14 protein-coding genes are annotated in these 18,132 nt (G+C 71.4%); 7 read left to right on the top strand and 7 right to left on the bottom strand.

Annotated features, from left to right (window positions below; translation table 11 throughout):
- The first annotated feature begins 1 nt into the window (after nucleotide 1).
- From C3E78_RS17115 to C3E78_RS17105, 3 genes are read left to right on the top strand one after another with little or no spacing between them, the layout of a single operon-like run.
- A complete protein-coding gene (locus C3E78_RS17115) occupies nucleotides 2-442 on the top strand; it encodes a hypothetical protein (protein WP_108580500.1) in 441 nt (146 codons plus the stop codon).
- Between the two features lie 9 nt (nucleotides 443-451).
- On the top strand, nucleotides 452-1,366 hold the full coding sequence (locus C3E78_RS17110; RefSeq protein ID WP_235833790.1) for a pseudouridine-5'-phosphate glycosidase: 915 nt from the start codon (nucleotides 452-454) through the stop codon (nucleotides 1,364-1,366).
- Nucleotides 1,363-2,199 carry a carbohydrate kinase family protein gene (locus C3E78_RS17105; RefSeq protein ID WP_159085935.1) on the top strand — a complete coding sequence of 279 codons (837 nt, stop codon included), beginning with the start codon at nucleotides 1,363-1,365 and terminating at the stop codon, nucleotides 2,197-2,199. Before C3E78_RS17110 ends, C3E78_RS17105 begins: the two co-directional genes overlap by 4 nt.
- Here C3E78_RS17105 and C3E78_RS17100 read toward each other — a convergent pair.
- Both C3E78_RS17100 and C3E78_RS17095 read right to left on the bottom strand, forming a co-directional pair.
- Nucleotides 2,196-3,086: a carbohydrate kinase family protein gene (locus C3E78_RS17100; protein WP_108580496.1), complete on the bottom strand. Its 891-nt coding sequence runs from the start codon at nucleotides 3,084-3,086 to the stop codon at nucleotides 2,196-2,198. The genes C3E78_RS17105 and C3E78_RS17100 overlap by 4 nt on opposite strands.
- Nucleotides 3,083-4,294: an AGE family epimerase/isomerase gene (locus C3E78_RS17095; RefSeq protein ID WP_108580948.1), complete on the bottom strand. Its 1,212-nt coding sequence runs from the start codon at nucleotides 4,292-4,294 to the stop codon at nucleotides 3,083-3,085. The genes C3E78_RS17100 and C3E78_RS17095 overlap by 4 nt, the downstream gene beginning before the upstream one ends.
- 192 nt (nucleotides 4,295-4,486) lie before the next feature.
- Between C3E78_RS17095 and C3E78_RS17090 the strand changes: the two genes are divergently transcribed.
- Nucleotides 4,487-5,416, top strand: coding sequence for an ABC transporter ATP-binding protein (locus C3E78_RS17090; RefSeq protein WP_108580494.1), 930 nt, complete (start codon nucleotides 4,487-4,489; stop codon nucleotides 5,414-5,416).
- Nucleotides 5,413-6,225 carry an ABC-2 transporter permease gene (locus C3E78_RS17085; protein WP_108580492.1) on the top strand — a complete coding sequence of 271 codons (813 nt, stop codon included), beginning with the start codon at nucleotides 5,413-5,415 and terminating at the stop codon, nucleotides 6,223-6,225. Before C3E78_RS17090 ends, C3E78_RS17085 begins: the two co-directional genes overlap by 4 nt.
- 24 nt (nucleotides 6,226-6,249) lie before the next feature.
- Here the strand turns inward: C3E78_RS17085 and C3E78_RS17080 are convergent, their stop codons facing one another.
- The 4 genes from C3E78_RS17080 to C3E78_RS17065 form a co-directional block, all read right to left on the bottom strand.
- The gene (locus C3E78_RS17080; protein WP_108580490.1) at nucleotides 6,250-6,630 is read right to left on the bottom strand and encodes a YchJ family protein; all 381 of its coding nucleotides are present in this window, start codon (nucleotides 6,628-6,630) and stop codon (nucleotides 6,250-6,252) included.
- A 199-nt stretch (nucleotides 6,631-6,829) separates the two neighbouring features.
- Nucleotides 6,830-10,117 carry a heterodisulfide reductase-related iron-sulfur binding cluster gene (locus C3E78_RS17075; protein ID WP_108580488.1) on the bottom strand — a complete coding sequence of 1,096 codons (3,288 nt, stop codon included), beginning with the start codon at nucleotides 10,115-10,117 and terminating at the stop codon, nucleotides 6,830-6,832.
- A 109-nt stretch (nucleotides 10,118-10,226) separates the two neighbouring features.
- Nucleotides 10,227-11,420: an MFS transporter gene (locus C3E78_RS17070; RefSeq protein WP_108580486.1), complete on the bottom strand. Its 1,194-nt coding sequence runs from the start codon at nucleotides 11,418-11,420 to the stop codon at nucleotides 10,227-10,229.
- Nucleotides 11,421-11,465: 45 nt separating this feature from the next.
- Nucleotides 11,466-12,008, bottom strand: a complete 543-nt coding sequence (locus C3E78_RS17065) for an NUDIX hydrolase family protein (RefSeq protein WP_108580483.1) — start codon at nucleotides 12,006-12,008, stop codon at nucleotides 11,466-11,468.
- Nucleotides 12,009-12,300: 292 nt separating this feature from the next.
- Between C3E78_RS17065 and C3E78_RS17060 the strand changes: the two genes are divergently transcribed.
- On the top strand, nucleotides 12,301-15,975 hold the full coding sequence (locus tag C3E78_RS17060) for an Ig-like domain-containing protein (protein WP_108580481.1): 3,675 nt from the start codon (nucleotides 12,301-12,303) through the stop codon (nucleotides 15,973-15,975).
- 59 nt (nucleotides 15,976-16,034) lie between these two features.
- Here the strand turns inward: C3E78_RS17060 and C3E78_RS17055 are convergent, their stop codons facing one another.
- Entirely contained in the window at nucleotides 16,035-16,703 is a 669-nt protein-coding gene (locus C3E78_RS17055; protein ID WP_108580479.1) for a GOLPH3/VPS74 family protein, read from the bottom strand.
- Between the two features lie 46 nt (nucleotides 16,704-16,749).
- On the opposite strand from C3E78_RS17055, the gene C3E78_RS17050 reads away from it, so the two are divergent.
- Nucleotides 16,750-18,123: an NAD(P)/FAD-dependent oxidoreductase gene (locus C3E78_RS17050; protein WP_235833789.1), complete on the top strand. Its 1,374-nt coding sequence runs from the start codon at nucleotides 16,750-16,752 to the stop codon at nucleotides 18,121-18,123.
- The last annotated feature ends 9 nt before the right edge of the window (nucleotides 18,124-18,132 follow it).

Below are 18,132 nucleotides of genomic sequence, written 5' to 3'. Positions count from 1 at the left end.
CGTGGCCGCCGTCCTGCTGGTGGCCATCACGGCCTTCCTGGCCGGCGCGGTGCTGCTGGACTGGGACGACCGGGTGCAGGGCGTCGTGGCCGATGCCGCCGAACGCTCGTCCGTCCGCGCGCTCGTGGCGCTCGGCGTCTGGTTCCTCGTGACCTGCGCGGGCCTGGCGATCGCCGCGATCGTGATGCGCGCCGCCGCAGACCTGGGCCCGGTGACCGGGGTCGCTGCCATGGCGGTCACCCTGTTCGCCTTCGGTGGCGCCGGGGTGTCGTTCACACTGACCCGAGGCGGGGGAGTGTCGCCGTCGCCGGCGGAGTTCCGCCGTGGCCGCCGCATCGGTGTGGGCGCGTCGCGCCTCGTGACGATCGCCGGTGGGTTCCTCGGGCTGGTGCTGGTGGCGCTGGTTGTGGGTGCCGTCACGTACAGCCTGACTCCTCTGTAGGCTCCCCGCGTGACGATCCCCCTGAGCATCTCGCCCGCCGTCCAGTCCGCCCTCGACGAGGGGTGGCCCGTCGTCGCCCTGGAGTCGACGATCATCTCGCACGGCTTGCCCCGGCCCGAGAACCTGGACGCGGCCCGCCGCTTCGAGCAGATCCTCACGGACATGGGCGTCGTCCCCGCGACGATCGCCGTGCTCGACGGTGAGCTCAAGGCCGGCCTGACCGACGAGGAGCTCGTCCGGGTCGCGAACGAGGACATCCCCAAGCTCAGCGTGCGGGACCTCCCGATCTCGCTGGCCCGCGCCGGCAGCGGCGCCACGACCGTCGCCGCGACCTCGTACATCGCGAACCTCGCGGGCATCCGGGTCTTCGCGACCGGAGGCCTCGGCGGCGTGCACCGCGGCGCCTCGGAGACGTTCGACGAGTCGGCCGACCTCAAGGTGCTCTCGGAGGTGCCGGTCACGGTCGTCGCGGCCGGCGTGAAGTCGATCCTCGACATCCCGGCGACGCTCGAGCGGCTGGAGTCGCTCGGTGTCATCGTGCTCGGCTACGGCACCGACAAGTTCCCGAGCTTCTGGCTGACCGACTCCGGCTTCCAGCTCGACTGGTCCGTCCCCGACGCGTCCGCCGTGGCGGACGTCATGGCCTCGCGGGACGCCCTCGGCCAGCCCGCCGCGATCATGATCGGCAACCCGCTGCCGCTCACCGACCAGCTCGACCCCGAGGTGCACGACCGGGCGCTCGCCGATGCCCTCCGCATGGCGGACGAGCAGGGGCTCACCGGCAAGGAGGTCACGCCGTTCCTGCTGAAGACGATCGTGGGCCTCACCGGCGGCGACAGCCTCGCGGTCAACCTCAAGATCGCCGAGAACAACATCCGGGTGGCCGGCGACATCGCGCTGTCCTGGGCCGGACGGTCGAAGTGATCCTCGTCGTCGGGGACCTGGTCGACGACATCGGCGTACGCCCCCTCGGCACGGTCAACGCGGCCAGCGACACCGTCTCGGAGATCCGGATGACGGCCGGCGGATCGGCCGCGAACGTCGCGGCCTGGCTCGGCCACCTGGGCGCCGACGTGCGCTTCGTGGGCCGTTGCGGCGCGGACGCCGTCGACCGGCACCGATCGGCCCTCGCGGCGTACGGCGTGGACGCCCGCATCACCGGCGACCCGCACCTGCCCACCGCGACGATCGTGCTGACGCTGGACGAGGCGGCCGACCGCACGATGTACGTCGACCGCGCCGCGAACACGACGCTGACCGACGAGCACGTGCCCGCCGAGGTGTGGGACGGCGTGACGTGGCTGCACCTGACGGGCTACTCGTTCTTCGACGACGGCGTGCGCCCGGTCGCGCTGCGGCTCGTGGAGGAGGCCCGCCGTCGCGGAGCCGGAGTCAGCATCGACCCCAGCTCGCTGGGCTTCCTCGAGAAGGCTGGACGGGATGCCGTCCTGGCCTGGCTCGGGGGCGCCGACCTGGTCTTCCCGAACGACGACGAGCAGCGGTTCCTGCAGCTCGCCGGCGACGGGATCGTGCTCACGCGTGGCGCCGACGGCGCGGCACTCGGCGGGCACGAGGTCGCCGCGCTCGAGACCGACGTCGTCGACACGGTCGGTGCCGGTGACGCGTTCGCGGCCGGCTTCCTCAGCCGCTGGACCAGCGGTGGGGACGCCGCGGCGTCCCTGTCGGCCGGGGCCCGGGCCGCCGCGGAGTGTGTCGCCGTCCGCGGCGCCCGTCCCGTCGCCCGCACGGGCGGCTAGGGAGTCAGCTCGCGGGTGCGCGGCGGATCGGCCCCGGGGCGCGAGCAGGTGATCGCGGCGGCGCTCGACGCGTACATCGCGAGATCGCGAAGCTCGGTCGCGTCGAGCTCCCCGGCGGACGGCCAGTCGTACGTCGCGCACCACGCGAGCATCGCCGACATGAACGAGTCGCCGGCGCCGATCGTGTCGACCACGCGGACCTCGGCCGGCGGCACCTCGACCACGACGGACCCGGCGCCGATGACGGCTCCGTCGCCGCCGCGGGTCATCGCGACGATGCCGTGGTCGGCAGCGAGCCGGCGCACGAGGTCGACGGGATCCTCGCCGGGGAAGAGCGTCTCGGCGTCCTCGTCGCTCATCTTGATGATCTCCGCGTGCGGAGCGATCGTCTCGAACACCCGCTGCCAGACCAGGGGGTCGGGCTCGACGGTGAGGCGGACGTTCGGGTCGTACGACACGGGGATGCCCATCGCGTCGGCGCTCATGACGAGCCCCGCGACGAGGGACGCCCCGGGCTGCAGGGCGGTGCCCAGGGACCCGACGTGGACCGCCTCGAAGGCGGCCGCGTCGGGCAGGGCCGCGGGCTCCCACGTCAGGTCGAAGTCGTAGCTGGCGCTGCCGTTCTCGGCGAGCGTGGCCACGGCCGAGGAGGTCCGCGGGGGCGGGGGATCGAGGCGTTCGAGCTCGACCTCCGAGTCGTAGAGGTGCTCGCGGAGCAGCTCGCCGTACGCGTCGTCGCCCACCTGCGCGGCGAGCAGGGTCGCGACGTCCAGCCGGGCCAGCCCGACCGCGACGTTGAACGGCGACCCGCCCGGGTGCGGCTCGGGATCACGACCGTCTCGCTGCACGACGTCGACGAGTGCCTCGCCGATGACCAGGACCGTCATCCCTGTGCTCCGATCGTCATGGGGGCACTGGGCGCCAGCGGGAGATCGGGCAGGGTCAGGGCGTTGAACGCGTGGTACGCGTCGGGCTTGCCGCGCCACGTGCGGGTGGACTGCTCCATCGACGGCGACAGCTCGTGGTGCCACGAGCCCGTGGCGGCGTCGACGAAGTGCCGGTCGATCTCGGACCACCAACGGCTCGCCAGTCCTGCGTACAGCGCCTTGCCGGTGGCCGCGTGCAGGGCCTCCGCGGCGAGGACCGCCTCGGCCATGACCCAGTGGAACCGCTCGCGCACGACGGGCTCTCCGTGCCAGTCGGTCGTGTAGGCCAGCCCCGGCACGCCGTCCTCGGTGGTGTCCTCGACCGCCCGCGCGAACAGCGCCTCGGCGGCCTCGCGCATCCACGGCTTCGGGTCCTCCATGGCCGCGGCGAGCTGCACGAGCAGGCGGGACCACTCGAAGGCGTGACCCGGCGTCGCGCCGTACGGACGGAACGGGTCTGCGGCGCTCTCGTGGTTGAACTCCGGCAGCGGCGTCCAGTCCTCGTCGTAGTGCTCCGGGATGCGCCAGCCGTGGGACCGGGCGTGGATCCCGATGATGCGCTCACAGATGGCCAGCGCACGCTCGTGCCAGTGGGGGTCGCCGGTGACGTCGCCGGCCACCAGGTACGCCTCGACCGTGTGCATGTTGCTGTTGGCGCCCCGGTAGGTGTCGGCCACCGACCAGTCCTCCGAGAGCTCCTCGCGGCACCGGCCCGTGTGGGGCTCCCAGAACTGGTGCGCGTGGATGTCGCCCGCCTCGTCGAGCAGGGCCTGTGCCCCTTGGGCGCCCGCGGCGCTGGCGGCGGCTGCGGCGAGCAGGACGAAGGCGTGGCCGTAGCAGCGCTTGCCGCCGTCGACGGTCGTCCCGTCGAAGCCGACCTCGTCGTACCAGCCGCCGTTGACGTCGTCGTGGAACAGGGTGGACATCGCCGTGACGCCGTGCTCGACCAGCGGCAGGGTGTCGCTCGTGCCGGCGAGGTGGGCGAGCGCGAAGACGTACGTCATCCGGGCGTTGATCCACAGCTCGAGCCGCTTGTCCCGGTCCGGCTGGCCGGTGTCGTCGAGCCACACGAAGCCGCCTTCGGGACGCTGCGACCTGCGGGCGAACTCGAGCAGGGGCGGGCGAGAGGCGGCCCGCCAGGCGGGGCTTCCGGGGGTGTCGTCGCTCATGTGGTCACGGTACCGGCGCACCCGGCACGCGGCCGGTCAGCCGGACCCCGGGAGGGTCGTCGAGTCGTCCACTAGGGGTGCGCTCAGGGGACAGCGGGGTCGTTCCCGGATGCCCGGGCGCGGCGCGCACCCCGAGTCTGGAGTCATGACTTCTCACGCAACGGCCATGGGCCGAACAGGACGGGGATCGGCATGATCCGCGCCCAGGGACTCACCAAGACGTACGGCGACAAGACCGCCGTCGACGGCCTCGACTTCACCGTCGAGCCCGGCCGGGTCACCGGCTTCCTCGGCCCCAACGGCGCCGGCAAGTCCACGACGATGCGCATGGCGCTCGGGCTCGACACGCCGTCCAGGGGCTCGGTGACGGTCAACGGCCACCGGTACGAGTCGTCGCCCGCGCCGCTCCGTGAGGTGGGCGCGCTGCTCGAGGCGCACGCGATCCACCCGGGACGGTCCGCCCGCGACCACCTGCGCTGGCTGGCGGCCAGCAACGGCATCCCGACGACCCGGGTCGGTGAGGTGCTGGAGCAGGTCGGTCTCGACACCGTCGCCGGACAGCGTGCGGGTCGCTTCTCGCTCGGCATGGGCCAGCGCCTCGGCATCGCCGCGGCCCTGATCGGCGACCCGGCCGTGGTGATCCTCGACGAGCCGGTCAACGGTCTCGACCCCGAGGGCATCCGATGGGTCCGTCAGCTGGCACGGCAGCTCGCCGACGAGGGTCGGACGGTGTTCGTCTCCAGCCACCTGATGTCGGAGATGGCGCTGATGGCGGACCACCTGATCGTCATCGGCCGGGGGACGATCCTCGCGGACTGCTCGATGCAGCAGTTCATGGCCGACCACGCAGCCTCGTACGTCCGGGTGAGGGCGCCGCAGTCCACCGACGTCGAGGCGCTCCTCGTCGGTCGCGGGCTCGAGGTCAACCGGGTCGCGGACGAGCTGCGCGTCCAGGGTCTCGAGGCTCCCGCGGTCGGCGAGCTGATCGGCAGCCACGGGCTGCTGCTGCACGAGCTGACCCTCGTGCGGTCCTCGCTCGAGGACGCATTCATGGCACTGACGGCCGACAGCGTGGAGTACCACGCGAAGGCCGCCGACGAGATCAAGGCGGTACGACGATGAGCGCGCAGACCCTTGCGGGCACCCTGACCCGGCAGGACGCGCCGCGTGCGACGTTCGGCCACACGCTCCGCGCGGAGTGGATCAAGCTCTGGAGCGTCCGCTCGACGTGGTGGACGATGACCGCGCTGGTCGTCCTCGGCGCCGGGCTCACGACCCTGATCTGCCTGGGCAACGCCGAGTGGCTCGCGAGCTCGGAGGCTGACGAGTCCGCGGGTTCGTTCATCACCTGGGGCATGATGATCGCCCAGGTCTGCGCCGTGATCGTCGGGACGCTCGCGGTGACCTCCGAGTACGGCACGGGGATGATCCGCACGTCGTTCGCGGCCGTCCCGCACCGCGGAGCGGTGTTCCTGGCGAAGGCGCTGGTGGTGTGCGGCGTGCTGCTCGTGACCGGCACCGCGACGGCGCTGCTCGGCTACGTCGGCGGCAACCACTTCCTCGACCGCGAGGGCATCGGCCTCTCGCTGGAGGGCGACGTGGCCCGGTCGATGTACGGCAGCGGGCTGTACCTCGCCGCCCTGGGACTGCTCTCGATGGCGGTGGGATTCCTCGTGCGGCACACCGCGGCAGCGATCTCGATCGTCCTGGCGACGGTGTTCGTGATCGGCAACATGGTGATGCTGATCCCCGGCGAGCTCGGGGACGTGATCACGAAGGTGATGCCGGGCAATGCGGCGTCGTCGCTGGTCGCGCCGGTGTCGTTCAACCCCGACGCGCTGGGCGCCTGGACCGGCTTCGCGGTCCTGCTGGGCGAGGTGGGCGCGCTCTGCGCCGCCGCCTGGTGGCTCCTGCGCGAGCGCGACGCCTGAGCCCGGCCTCGCCGGCGACGAGGATCAGGCGACGCCGTCGAGGTAGAACCAGGTGCCGGACTCACGCAGGAAGCGGCTGATCTCGTGCTGGCTGCCACTGCCGCCCGGCAAGCGGTAGAACGCCTCGAACTCGACGACGCCGCTCGTCTCGAACGGCCCTCCCGCACGGGTGGCGAGGATGTCGAGGCGGTACCAGCGCCGGTCCGGGTCGAGCTCGAGCTGTGCGGGTCGGGTCGTCCAGTGCCAGGTCGCGAGCAGGTAGGCCGGATCGCCCACGGCGAAGGCGCTGAACCGTGAGCGCATCAGCTGCTGTGCGGTCTGCGCGGTCGCCACGCCGGAGTGCAGCGGCCTGCAGCACTCGGCGTACGTCAGGCCGCCCAGACAGGGACAGCGGATAGGGCTCACACGACGATCATCCTCCTGCCGGAGCGGTCCGCCAAGATCATTCGAGACAGGCGTGACCTGCGCCGGCCGTGGTCGTTGAACCATGGGCATCGGGAACACTCCCTCCCGCCCGATCGCGACGCGGGTGATCCATGCCCGTGACGACGAAGAAGGGACGCACCTGGGGCGCGTCCCTTCTTCGTCGTCGTCGTCGTGCGGTCTACGACTTCGCGTCGTCGTCCCGCTCGTCCTCGGCGTAGTCCAGGCTGAGCTGCGTCGCGGTCTCGGTGAGGTCCTTCCCGCTGGGGTTGGCGTCACTGAGCTCTGCGACGTCCTCGGAGACGGGGTCGGCCGTGGTCTCGCCGTCCTCGACCGCAGTCACCTCGCTCGGGGCGTCGACCTGGGAGGTCGGTGCGGGCTGCGCCACCTCGTCGTCCAGCGTCTCCGCCTCCTCCTCGCGGGCGTCCTCCTCGACCGGCTCCTGCTCCTCGGTGGGGCCCGGCGCGGGGGCCGGCTCCTCCGGGGTGGGCTCGGACTCGGTGGAGGTCGCTGCGGGAGCGTCGTCGGACGGCGTCAGGTCGGTGTTGACCGGACCGACGTTCGCCCAGGCGGCCTTCTCCTTCTCGGAGGCCTCGCGGTCGTCCGACTCGGCGGATGCCTCGTCGGTGACCGTCTCGGCCTCCTCCTCGCGGGCGTCCTCCTCCACGGGCTCCTGCTCCTCGGTGGGGCCCGGCGCGGGGGCCGGCTCCTCCGGGGTGGGCTCGGGGTCGGTGGAGGTCGCTGCGGGAGCGTCGTCGGACGGCGTCAGGTCGGTGTTGACCGGACCGACGTTCGCCCAGGCGGCCTCCTCCTTCTGCGAGGCGGGGTCGGTGCTGACCTCGGCGGCCGGCTCGGCTGCCGTCGCCGCGGGCTCCTCGGCGGCCGACTCGCCCGAGGACGAGTCCGGCTGCTGGATGTCGCGGGCGTCGGCGTTGCGGGGCTCCGTCGGCGCAGCGGACTCGTCGGCGTGGCCCCCGCCCTGCTCGTCGAGCTTGACGTTGCTGTCGGCCGCGACCTGCTGGTCCGTCGTGCCGTCGGAGTCGGCGGGCTCGTGGAGCTCGTCGACGTCGGTCGTCTGCTTGTCGCCGGGGTCGCCGTCCTCGGTCGCCCGTGCAGCGGCGCCGACCTCGGCGGTCTCGCTGAGCGAGTCGTCGGCCTTGTCCTCGGCACTCGGCTCGGCCTCGGTGGCCTTGGCGACGTCCTCGTCCGACGGTCCGTCACCACCCGCGGCAGCTGCCGCGGTGGCGGCCTCCGCCTCGTGGACGACGGACGTGGTGTCGTCCTCGGTGGGCTCGGGTGCCGGTGCGCGCTTCACGCCGGCCAGCAGCATCTGCGCGATGTCGAGGACCTCGACCTCCTCGCGGGCTGCGCCCTCGGACTGCTTGAGGGTCAGGCCGTCCGACAGCATCACGCGGCAGAACGGGCAGCCGACCGCGATCTGGTCAGCGCCGGTGGCGATGGCCTCCTCGGTGCGGTTGACGTTGATGCGCGAGCCGATGGTCTCCTCCATCCACATGCGGGCGCCGCCGGCGCCGCAGCAGAAGGACTTCTCGGAGTTGCGGGGCATCTCGGTGAACTCGGCGCCGGGGATGACGTTGAGCAGCTCGCGAGGCGCCTCGTAGACCTGGTTGTGACGACCGAGGAAGCACGGGTCGTGGTACGTGATCTTCTTCTTCTCCTCGCCCTTGACGGGCGGGACCGGCTTGAGCTTGCCCTCGCGCACGAGGCGGTTGAGCAGCTGCGTGTGGTGGACGACCTCGAGCTCGACGCCGAACTCCTTGTACTCGTTCTTCAGCGTGTTGAAGCAGTGGGCGCAGGTGGAGACGACCTTCTTGACCTTGGTCTCCTTGAACACCTCCACGTTCTGCATCGCGAGCTGCTGGAACACGATCTCGTTGCCGGCCCGACGTGCCGGGTCGCCGTTGCAGGTCTCGCCGTCACCCAGCACCGCGAACGTCACGCCCGCCATGTCGAGCAGCTCGGCGACGGCCTGCGTCGTCTTCTTCGCACGGTCCTCGAACGCGCCGGCGCAGCCGACCCAGAACAGCCACTCGACCTCGTCGAGGTCCTCGACCTCGACGCCGACCTGCTTGACCTCGAAGTCGAGGTCCTTGGCCCAGTCCATGCGGCCCTTGGGGTTCATGCCCCACGGGTTCCCCTTGCGCTCCAGGCCCTTGAAGATGTTGTTCAGCTCGGCCGGGAAGTTGGACTCGACGAGCACCTGGAACCGGCGCATGTCGTCGATGTGGTCGACGTGCTCGATGTCGACGGGGCACTGCTGCACACAGGCGCCGCAGTTCGTGCACGACCACAGGACGTCCGGGTCGATGACGCCGTAGACCGACTCGTCGCCGATGAGCGGACGCTCGAGCTCACGCTTCTGCTCGTCCGAGAGCTTGCTCTGCTCGTCCTCGGACAGGGCGAGGAGGGGCGCCTTGGCGTACGCGTGCTCGCGCAGGCCGAGGACCAGCAGCTTCGGGGACAGCGGCTTCTCGGTGGCCCAGGCGGGGCACTGCTCCTGGCAGCGGCCGCACTCGGTGCACGTCGTGAAGTCGAGGATGCCCTTCCACGAGAAGTCCTCGAGCTTGCCCACACCGAGCTTCTCGAAGTCCTCCTCGTCCAGGTCCTCCATCGCCTCGAGGTCGAGGGGCTTGTCCTTGACGTAGATCGGGGGCAGCGCGCCCAGCGAGGTGCCGCCGTCGGCCTTGCGCTTGAACCAGATGTTCGGCCACGCCGTGAACCGGTGCCAGGCCACACCCATCGTGAGGTTGCGGGCGATGACCATGAGCCAGACCATCGCGAGGGTGATCTTGAACATCGCGACGAAGAAGATGACGTTCTTCAGGCCCTGCTCGGAGTCCGGGTACAGGGCGTCGCCGACGTACGAGCTGATCGGGAAGTGGTCCCGTCCGCCGTGCTCGCCGCCGTGGTGAAGCTCGATCAGCTTGTACTCCGCGCCGCGGATGAACAAGATCGCGGCGCCCTCGAGCATCGCCATGGCCTCGACGAAGTACGCCTGCCAGAACGTCGAGCCGAAGAAGCGGCTCTTGCGGCCGCGCGAGCGCGGGTGGTTCCGTTGGCGCACGAAGATCAGGTAGAGGATGCCGATCGTGCTGAGGAGACCCAGCGCCTCGGCGGCCCACTCGTACGGGTACCAGTGGCCGAAGATCGGCCACGCGAAGTCAGGGTTGAACAGCTGGAAGTAGCCCTGGAGCACCGCGGTGCTGAGGAAGATGAACGCGGCGTACACGAACCAGTGCGCCACCGCGACGGCCCGCTTCTGGAACATCCGGGTGTGCCCAAACGTCTCGACGAGCATGTTGGTGGTGCGCTTGCCGGGCCGATCACGGCGTCCGACGAGCGGACGACCGGTGCGGATCACCTTCAGCATGTCGCGCACCGCCTTGGTGATCAGTGGCAGCGCCACCGCGGTGACAACGAGCGACACAACGATCGCGACGATCTGCATGAAGGCCTCAATTCCCTGACGACGGACCGTGACAGTAGGGCTGACATTAACCGGTGGGTCCGGGCCACGCCGACTAAGGGCTGCCAAAGCGGCCATGGTGACGTGTACGTCACACGCGCGCGGATCCGCGCTCGTTTCGCACCGGGACGAGGGGGATCGCGACGAGCGGGCACAGCGCGACGGCGGCGAACGCGACCGCGTAGCCGTGACCGGAGATGAGCGCGCCGATGACCGGAGGCACCGCGGCGGACACGATGTACTGGCCGGTGTTCTGCAGGCCCATCGCGCGACCCGACCAGTACGGTCCGCCGATCTCGGCCACCGACGTGAAGGCCAAACCGTTGTCGGCGACCGTGACGGTGGTCGCGATGATGATGAGCGCGATGCCGAGCGGAGTGCCGGACAGCAGGCCCAGGGCCAGCATCGTGGCTGCTGCGGCGATCGCCACGATGCGCATGGGACCGAGCCGGCTGCCGACCCGGTCGGACCACCAGCCGGCCATGATGCGCCCGGCGGCACCGAGCAGCTGGGTCGCGGCCACGAGGGCGCTCGCGGCCAGCGTCGACCAGCCCTTGTCGTCGATCAGCCAGACCAGCATGTAGGTCCAGACGGTGAACTGCGGGACGACGAGCAGGGCCGAGGCCAGGTGGATGCGGGTCAGGCGGTGGTCGCGGCGGTACGGGTTCTCGAGCTGTCCGCTGCCGGCGGCCTCGGCGCGGGTCGGGCGCGGCGGGTCGACGATCAGCAGCGCGGACAGCACCGTCGCCGCGGCGCAGATCGCGGCGGTGACGAGGAGGGTCGGGCGCAGTCCTCCCGCCGAGACGGTGTTGGGCACCAGCAGCGCCGCGGCGCCGACCCCGAGGGGCAGGGCGGTCTGCCGGATGCCCATCGCGAGTCCCCGGCGGTGCGCGGGGAACCAGCCCACCACGATGCGGCCGCTCGCGGAGTTGGTGCTGCCCGCCCCGATGCCCCCGAGGACGAACCAGAAGCCGAGGGCGGTCAGCGACGAGCTGAACGCGGCCCCCGCCGCGCCGACCGTGACGATCGCGAGCCCCGCGGCCATGCTCGCGCGCTCACCGATCCGGTCGACCACCACGCCCCACAGGACGAGGGTCGCCATGACGCCCGCGAACGGGGCCGCCGCGATGACACCCGCCTGCGGGAGGCTCAGCCCCCGCTCGAGGTGCAGGTACGGGATGAGGAACGGCGCGCCGTTGACGAAGATCGTGCCCGCGACTTGCCCGAGCATCGAGACGCCGAGCATGAGCCAGCGATCCGGCGTACGCGCCACAGTCCCCGGCATGTCCACATCCTGACACGAATCGTCTCAGGATTCAGACTATCGCTGTCAGCGCAGAGCGCCCACGTGGGCGAGGGCCTGCTTGAGCAGCACGCCGCGGCCGCCCTCCATGTCGGCCAGCACGTCGGGGCGCGCGGCCTCCTCGGGCGTGAGCCACGTGAGCTCGAGGGCGTCCTGGCGCGGGTCGCACTCACCGGTCACGGCGACGACGTACGCCAGTGAGACCGCGTGCTGGCGGGGATCGTGCAGCGCGGACACGCCGGGGAAGGGGAGGTACTCCGCGACCGTGAACGGCACGATCGAGGTCGGCAGCTGCGGAAAGGCCGTGGGGCCCAGATCCTTCTCGAGGTTGCGTAGCAGCGCGTCGCGGACCGCCTCGCCGTGCAGCACACGACCCGACACCAGGGTGCGGGTCATCGTGCCGGTCGTCGACGAGCCGCGCAGCAGGATGCCGATGTGCTCGACGTTGCCGTTGGCGTCGACGCGCACCGGGACGGCCTCGACGTACAGGATCGGCACCCGCGCACGCGTCTCGTCGAGGGCGAAGTCGGGGAGCCAGCCGGGATTCGGGTCAGGAGTGCGCACGGACATGGCCACATTCTGTCCTACGTCCGGTTGGGCCGCGGGCCCGCGCACACGTGGGTAGCACACGCGCCGACGTGGTCCGACGCCAATTGTTAACCGCCGAGGCGACTTCGAAACACGCTCGTGACGTACGGCGAAACCATCCAGAAACCGAGTGCGTCGACGCTGAGCACTCCCGCCCGGGTCTCCACCGTCGACGCTGTCGACCCGCCGGACGGGTGTCACCACCTAAAGGAGCTGTGTGTTGTTCTCTCAACGACGTCACGGATGGCGGGTCTGTCTGGCCACCGCCGCCCTCGTGACCCTTCCTCTGGTCTCCCTGCCCACCAGCGCGTCCGCCGCGGATGCCGAGCTCGCCTCGGGCCCGGACTGGGCGGTCTCGCAGGCCCCCGGCGGCTACCTCGTCACGGTCGACCTCGACAAGAAGCTGCCGATGGTCTCCGACGCGCCGACGATCGAGGTCGACGGCAGGTCCATCGGCATCGCGACCGAGGCGGCCGACGGCAAGAGCCTCTCGGTGTTCACGACCGATCCCGGCGTGGCCAAGGCCGATGACGTCGAGGCCGGCTGGTTCAGCAAGCCGCCCACGGGCATCGCCGCCCGTCTGGCCGCTGCCGCGAACGCCGCACCGCTCGCCGCCGAGGCCGAGGAGCTCGACGCGAACCCCGCGTCGACCGGCACGTACGACATCACCGAGTCGGTCTACAACTTCGGCGCCCAGTCCATCGACCTGGCCGGGATCGGCGGCATCAAGGGTGAGATGCAGGGCAAGATCTACCTGCCCAAGACCGGTGGAGCACGCCCGACCGTCCTGCTGCTGCACGGCCGCCACACCTCGTGCAGCACCGGCGTGACGCCCGCGACGCGCTGGCCCTGCAACCCCGGACAGATCAACGTCCCGAGCTTCGCCGGCTACGACGGCACCGCCCGCGCGCTGGCCAGCCACGGCTACGCGGTCGTCTCGATCGCCGCCAACGCGATCAACTCCAACGACAACCAGCTCGCGCTCGACCAGGGCGCCCAGGCGCGCGGGCAGCTCCTGCTCGACACGCTGACGATGCTCGACAAGGCGGGCAAGGGTCAGTCGGTCAGCTACTTCGACGCGCAGACCAACAAGGACGTCACCCTGGCCGACGCGCTGGCCGACCAGCAGCCGCTGCCGGGCCTGACGGAGGCGACGCAGCCGATGAGCCCGGCCGATCTCGTCGGTCGTTTCGACCTGACGAACGTCGGCATGATGGGCCACTCGCGCGGCGGCGAGGGCGTCACCTCGGCGGCGACCCTCAACCAGGCGCTCGACAAGCCGTGGGGCATCAAGACGATCCTGCCCCTCGCGCCGGTCGACTTCGCCCGCATGACGGTCCCGAACGTCGCGATGAACGTGATCCTGCCCTACTGCGACGGCGACGTCTCCAACCAGCAGGGCCAGCACATGCTCGACGACTCGCGCTACGCGTTCGACGACGACTCGCTGCGCAGCGGGGTGTGGGCCATGGGCGCCAACCACAACTTCTTCAACACGGTCTGGACGCCGGGCGTGTACGGCTACTCCGTCAGCGACGACTGGGGCGCGACCTCGACCGACGCCGTCTGTGGCCCCCGTGGGGCGACCAACATCCGCATGACCGCCCAGGAGCAGTACGACATGGGCACCGCGTACATGGCCGGCTGGTTCCGCATGACGCTCGGCGGCGAGAAGCAGTTCCTGCCGATGTTCGACGGCTCGGGCGCGGTCCCGGCCGTGCTGAACGGCGAGGACGTCCGCAGCGTGTCGACGGCTCCCTCGTCGGCCCGCACGACGATCACGTCGTTCGAGTCGACCAGCTCGCTGGTCCGTCCGGTCGGCTCGGCCACGGCCACGGTGTGCGCCAGCGCGGCCGGTCGTACCGTCCCGCAGGCGCTGCCCACCTGCACGACGTCCATCAACACCTCGGCGGCTCCGCACTGGACGCCGGCGAGCAACGGTGGCAACGTGCCGGCGACGCCGGTCACGAAGCTGGCGTGGACGGCCCTCAGCGCGGGGCAGACGCCCAGCGAGCTGCGGGTCGGCGTGCCGGCCAAGGCGCGCAACGCGGGCACCGCGGAGCGTCTGTCGGTCAAGATCGCTGCCGACGAGTCCGTCACGACCGGCACCGACCTGACCCTCAGCGTCATCGACGGCGAGGGCGCGACGTACAGCTCGAAGGTCTCGGCGCTCAACCCGCTGGCGGTCAACCGACTGCCCGCGTCGGGGACGTCGGCCCTGCTCAAGAAGCTCGTGCTGCAGCAGGTCGACGTGCCGACGTCCGCACTCAAGGACGCCGGTCTCGACCTGTCCGACATCCGCGAGGTGCGGTTCGCCGCGGCCACGGGTGCCGACGCGACCCCGACCGGTGCGGTCTACCTCTCGGACCTCGCGTTCGAGTCGTCCTCGGTGGGAACGCCGGCGGTCAAGACCGAGCCGACGATCAACGTCCTCGCCCCGACGGTCGCCGAGGGCAACGCCCCGGGCACCGCCGACATCGCGGTGTACCTGGACAAGAAGGCGTCGTCGTCGGTCACCGGCTACGTGTCGACCCTCGGGTCGGCCACCGGCCGCGGCGGCATCACGATGGAGAAGGTCACGTTCGCCCCGGGCGAGACCTGCAAGGTCGTCTCGTCGCCGATCCTCGGTGACAAGCTGCCGAGCACGACCGACAGCACCGTGATCAAGACGTCCGTCATCAACACCTCGGGCGCCGTCATGGGCTCCAAGGCGCTCGGCAACCTCGTGGTCCGCGAGGACGACGGCGTGACCGGCTCGGCCGTGGCACTGCCCGCGGCCGGCGTGCAGGGTGATGCGTGCGCCGAGCTCGCCGCCTCGGCGACGACCGGTTCGGTCACGGTCAGTGACGAGACGCCGGCACCGGGTGACCAGGTGACGTTCACGGCCTCGGGCTACCGCTCGGGCGAGTCCGTGGCCTTCGCCATCGGCACCATGAGCCTCGGCTCGGCGCTGGCCGACGCGAGCGGCACGGTCGTCCTCACGGCGACGCTGCCGGCGGACGCGGCGCTCGGCGAGGCGGCCGTCACGGCGGTCGGCTCGGGCACCGGGTTCACCTCCACGGGCTCGGTCGCGGTGCTCAACGCCACGGCGACGACGCTCGCGCTGTCCCCGGAGATCCCGGAGATCAACGAGAGCGCCACGCTGACCGCGACCGTCACGGGCGCCGACACGGCTGGGACCGTCGAGTTCTTCGACGGCGACTCGTCGCTCGGCACCGCGGACGTCAAGGCCGGCTCGGCCACCCTCGAGGTCCCCGCGGGCTTCAAGGCCGGCGAGCACTCCTTCACCGCGGTCTTCGGCCAGACGGCCTCGGCCCAGCGGTCGGAGTCCAACGTCGTCGGCCTCACGCTGACGAAGGGCAAGTCGGGCATCGCCCTGATCCTCGCCGCGGACACCTCGGTGTACGGCACGGGTGTCAAGGGCTCGGTGGCGGTCGCGAACGGTGACGGCGGGACGGTCACCGTCTCGTACGGCAGCACGTCGGTCACGGTGAAGCTGGGCGACGCCGACACGGCGACGTTCTCGCTGCCGAAGACGCTGAACGCCGGGACGTACGACGTCAAGGCGGTCTTCAACGGCACCGACAAGGTCGATCCGAGCGGTGTCGCCACGGCGAAGCACGTCGTGAAGAAGAAGGCCACGACGGCCAAGACCTCGGTCCCGGGCAGCAAGGCCAAGAAGGGCAAGAACTTCAAGGTCACGTCGTACGTCCGTGGCGCGACGGCGGGCACCTACCCGACCGGCACGGTCAAGGTCTACGTCAAGAAGCCCGGCGGCTCCTACGTCCTGAAGCGCACGCTGACCCTGTCGGCGTCGAGCAAGGGTGTCGTGAGCACGAAGGTCAAGGTGACCAAGAAGGGCACCGCGCGGATCAAGTCGGTCTACTCCGGCAACGGCAACTACGGCAAGGTCACCAGCCCCGTCAAGGCGGTGAAGATCACCAAGTAGTCGAGCACCGGAACGCGACGGGGAGGGGCCTTCGGGTCCCTCCCCGTTCGTGCGTCGGGTCAGCTCGAGCCGGAACCGCCGGCCACGGACGCCGCGACGACCGCGGCCGTGATCGCCCCCTGGGCGGCCTGGATGGACTTGCGCACGCCCTCGCTGGCCCAGTCGCCCTCCGCGACGGCTTTGGCGCGAGCCTTGGCCAGTGCGCGGTCGGGCTTGTCCACGACGACCTTCGTCAGCGACGAGGCCGAGAGCAGACCGATGAGCGGACCGATCTCCGCGTCGGGCGCCTGCCCGTGCAGCAGCGTGGCCCGGACGCGGGCGGTCAGCTCGTCGCGCCGGCCCACGGCGAGGACGTCGTGCCGGGTGACCGGGAACAGCCCCAGGACCCGCTCCTGACGGGGCGAGACGGCGCCCTTCGCGATCAGCGCGTCGTACGTCCGTTGGCGTCCCTTGCGGCCCAGGCGCGCGACCATGTTCTGGGGGGTCTGGGCCTTCCGGTCCTGGACCCTCGCGAACGCGCCCTGCAGCAACGGGTCGCCGAGCGGGGTCCGGTCCACGACGGACACACGGGCCCGCCATCCCTGACCGACGAGCGCGAGCCGTCCGGCAGCGACCAGGTCGATGAGGAAGGCGCCGCCCATCACGGCGTCCGACTGGCTCGACCCGAGCGCCGACCTGCCGGTCGCGGGGTCGGTCGTCAGCAGCAGGAAGTCCTCTGCGGTGCTCATGTCCTCACGCTAACCCGGTGCCCCGCCCCGGTGGCACCATGTGGACGTGATCAACGGCGGCGTCTCGTTCTGGTGGGAGCAGATCGGCCGACCCGAGCCGCGCGCCGGGCTCGACGGCGACCTGACGTGCGACGTCTGCGTCGTCGGCGGCGGGCTGAGCGGGCTCTGGACCGCGTACACCCTCGCCGGGCTCGACCCCACGCTCGACATCGTGGTGCTCGAGGCCGAGTTCGCCGGCTACGGCGCGTCCGGACGCAACGGCGGCTGGCTCTCGGCGGAGCTGTCCGGGAGCAAGGAGAGATACGCCGCGACGCACGGCGCACGGGGGGTCCGCGCGCTCGTCGGCGCGATGGAGCGGGCGGTCGACGACGTCATCGAGGTGTGCCGGACCGAGGGCATCGACGCCGACATCGTGAAGGACGGGGTGCTCTACGTGGCCCGGTCACCGGCGCAGCTCGTCCGCCTGCGCGAAGGCCTGGAGAGTGATGCCCGGTGGGGCGTCGGCGCCGCCCACCGCGTCGAGCTGGGAGCCGCCGAGCTCGGCGAGCGCGTGCGTGTCGAGCGGGCGGTCGGTGCCACGTTCAGCCCCCACTGCGCGCGGGTGCAGCCCGCGAAGCTCGTCGCGGGCATCGCGGCGGCGGCCGAACGGCGGGGCGTGCGGATCCTGGAGGGGACCCGTGCCACCCGGATCGACCCGGGCGCGGTCACGACGGACCGCGGGACGGTGCGCGCGGCGAGGATCCTGCGCTGCCTCGAGGGCTACACCGCGAGCGTCCGCGGCCAGCGCCGCACGTGGCTGCCGATGAACTCGGCCATGATCGTGACCGAGCCGCTGCCGGACGCGGTGTGGGACGAGATCGGCTGGACCGGGGCCGAGCTGATCGGTGACTCCGCGAACGCCTACTGCTACGCCCAGCGCACCGCCGACGGGCGGATCGCCCTGGGCGGCCGCGGCATCCCCTACCGGTACGCGTCGCGCACCGACGTCGACGGGCGGACGCAGGAGTGGACCGTCGAGTCGCTGACCAAGATCCTGCGCGGCATGTTCCCGGCAGCCGGTCGCGCGGCCGTCGACCACGCGTGGTGCGGGGTGCTGGGCGTGCCGCGCGACTGGTGCGCGAGCGTCTCGTACGACCCGTCGACCGGCCTGGGATCGGCCGGCGGCTACGTCGGCAGCGGCCTCACCACGACGCACCTCGCGGGCCGGACGCTCGCGGACCTCGTGCTCGGCCGCGAGTCCGACCTCACCGCACTGCCCTGGGTCGACCGGTCGGTCCGGCGGTGGGAGCCCGAGCCGCTGCGGTGGCTCGGCGTGCGGGCGATGTACGGGCTGTACCGGGAGGCCGATCGCCGTGAGGACCGCGGACTGTCCCGCCCGAGCCGGCTGGCCCGGGTGGGTGACCGGCTGACCGGTCGCTGACACGACCCG

The organism is Aeromicrobium chenweiae (genome assembly GCF_003065605.1).
In the GTDB taxonomy this organism is placed as follows: domain Bacteria; phylum Actinomycetota; class Actinomycetes; order Propionibacteriales; family Nocardioidaceae; genus Aeromicrobium; species Aeromicrobium chenweiae.
The sequence above is the reverse complement of the archived record's forward strand: the minus strand, read 5'-3'. Positions and strand labels throughout refer to the sequence as shown.

Excerpts from the sequence above, each read along its gene's own strand:
- C3E78_RS17070 (WP_108580486.1), bottom strand. The coding sequence starts at position 11,420 with ATGCCGGGGACTGTGGCGCGTACGCCGGATCGCTGGCTCATGCTCGGC.
- C3E78_RS17055 (WP_108580479.1), bottom strand. The coding sequence starts at position 16,703 with ATGAGCACCGCAGAGGACTTCCTGCTGCTGACGACCGACCCCGCGACC.
- C3E78_RS17090 (WP_108580494.1), top strand. The coding sequence starts at position 4,487 with ATGATCCGCGCCCAGGGACTCACCAAGACGTACGGCGACAAGACCGCC.
- C3E78_RS17085 (WP_108580492.1), top strand. The coding sequence starts at position 5,413 with ATGAGCGCGCAGACCCTTGCGGGCACCCTGACCCGGCAGGACGCGCCG.
- C3E78_RS17065 (WP_108580483.1), bottom strand. The coding sequence starts at position 12,008 with ATGTCCGTGCGCACTCCTGACCCGAATCCCGGCTGGCTCCCCGACTTC.
- C3E78_RS17095 (WP_108580948.1), bottom strand. The coding sequence starts at position 4,294 with ATGAGCGACGACACCCCCGGAAGCCCCGCCTGGCGGGCCGCCTCTCGC.
- C3E78_RS17100 (WP_108580496.1), bottom strand. The coding sequence starts at position 3,086 with ATGACGGTCCTGGTCATCGGCGAGGCACTCGTCGACGTCGTGCAGCGA.
- C3E78_RS17075 (WP_108580488.1), bottom strand. The coding sequence starts at position 10,117 with ATGCAGATCGTCGCGATCGTTGTGTCGCTCGTTGTCACCGCGGTGGCG.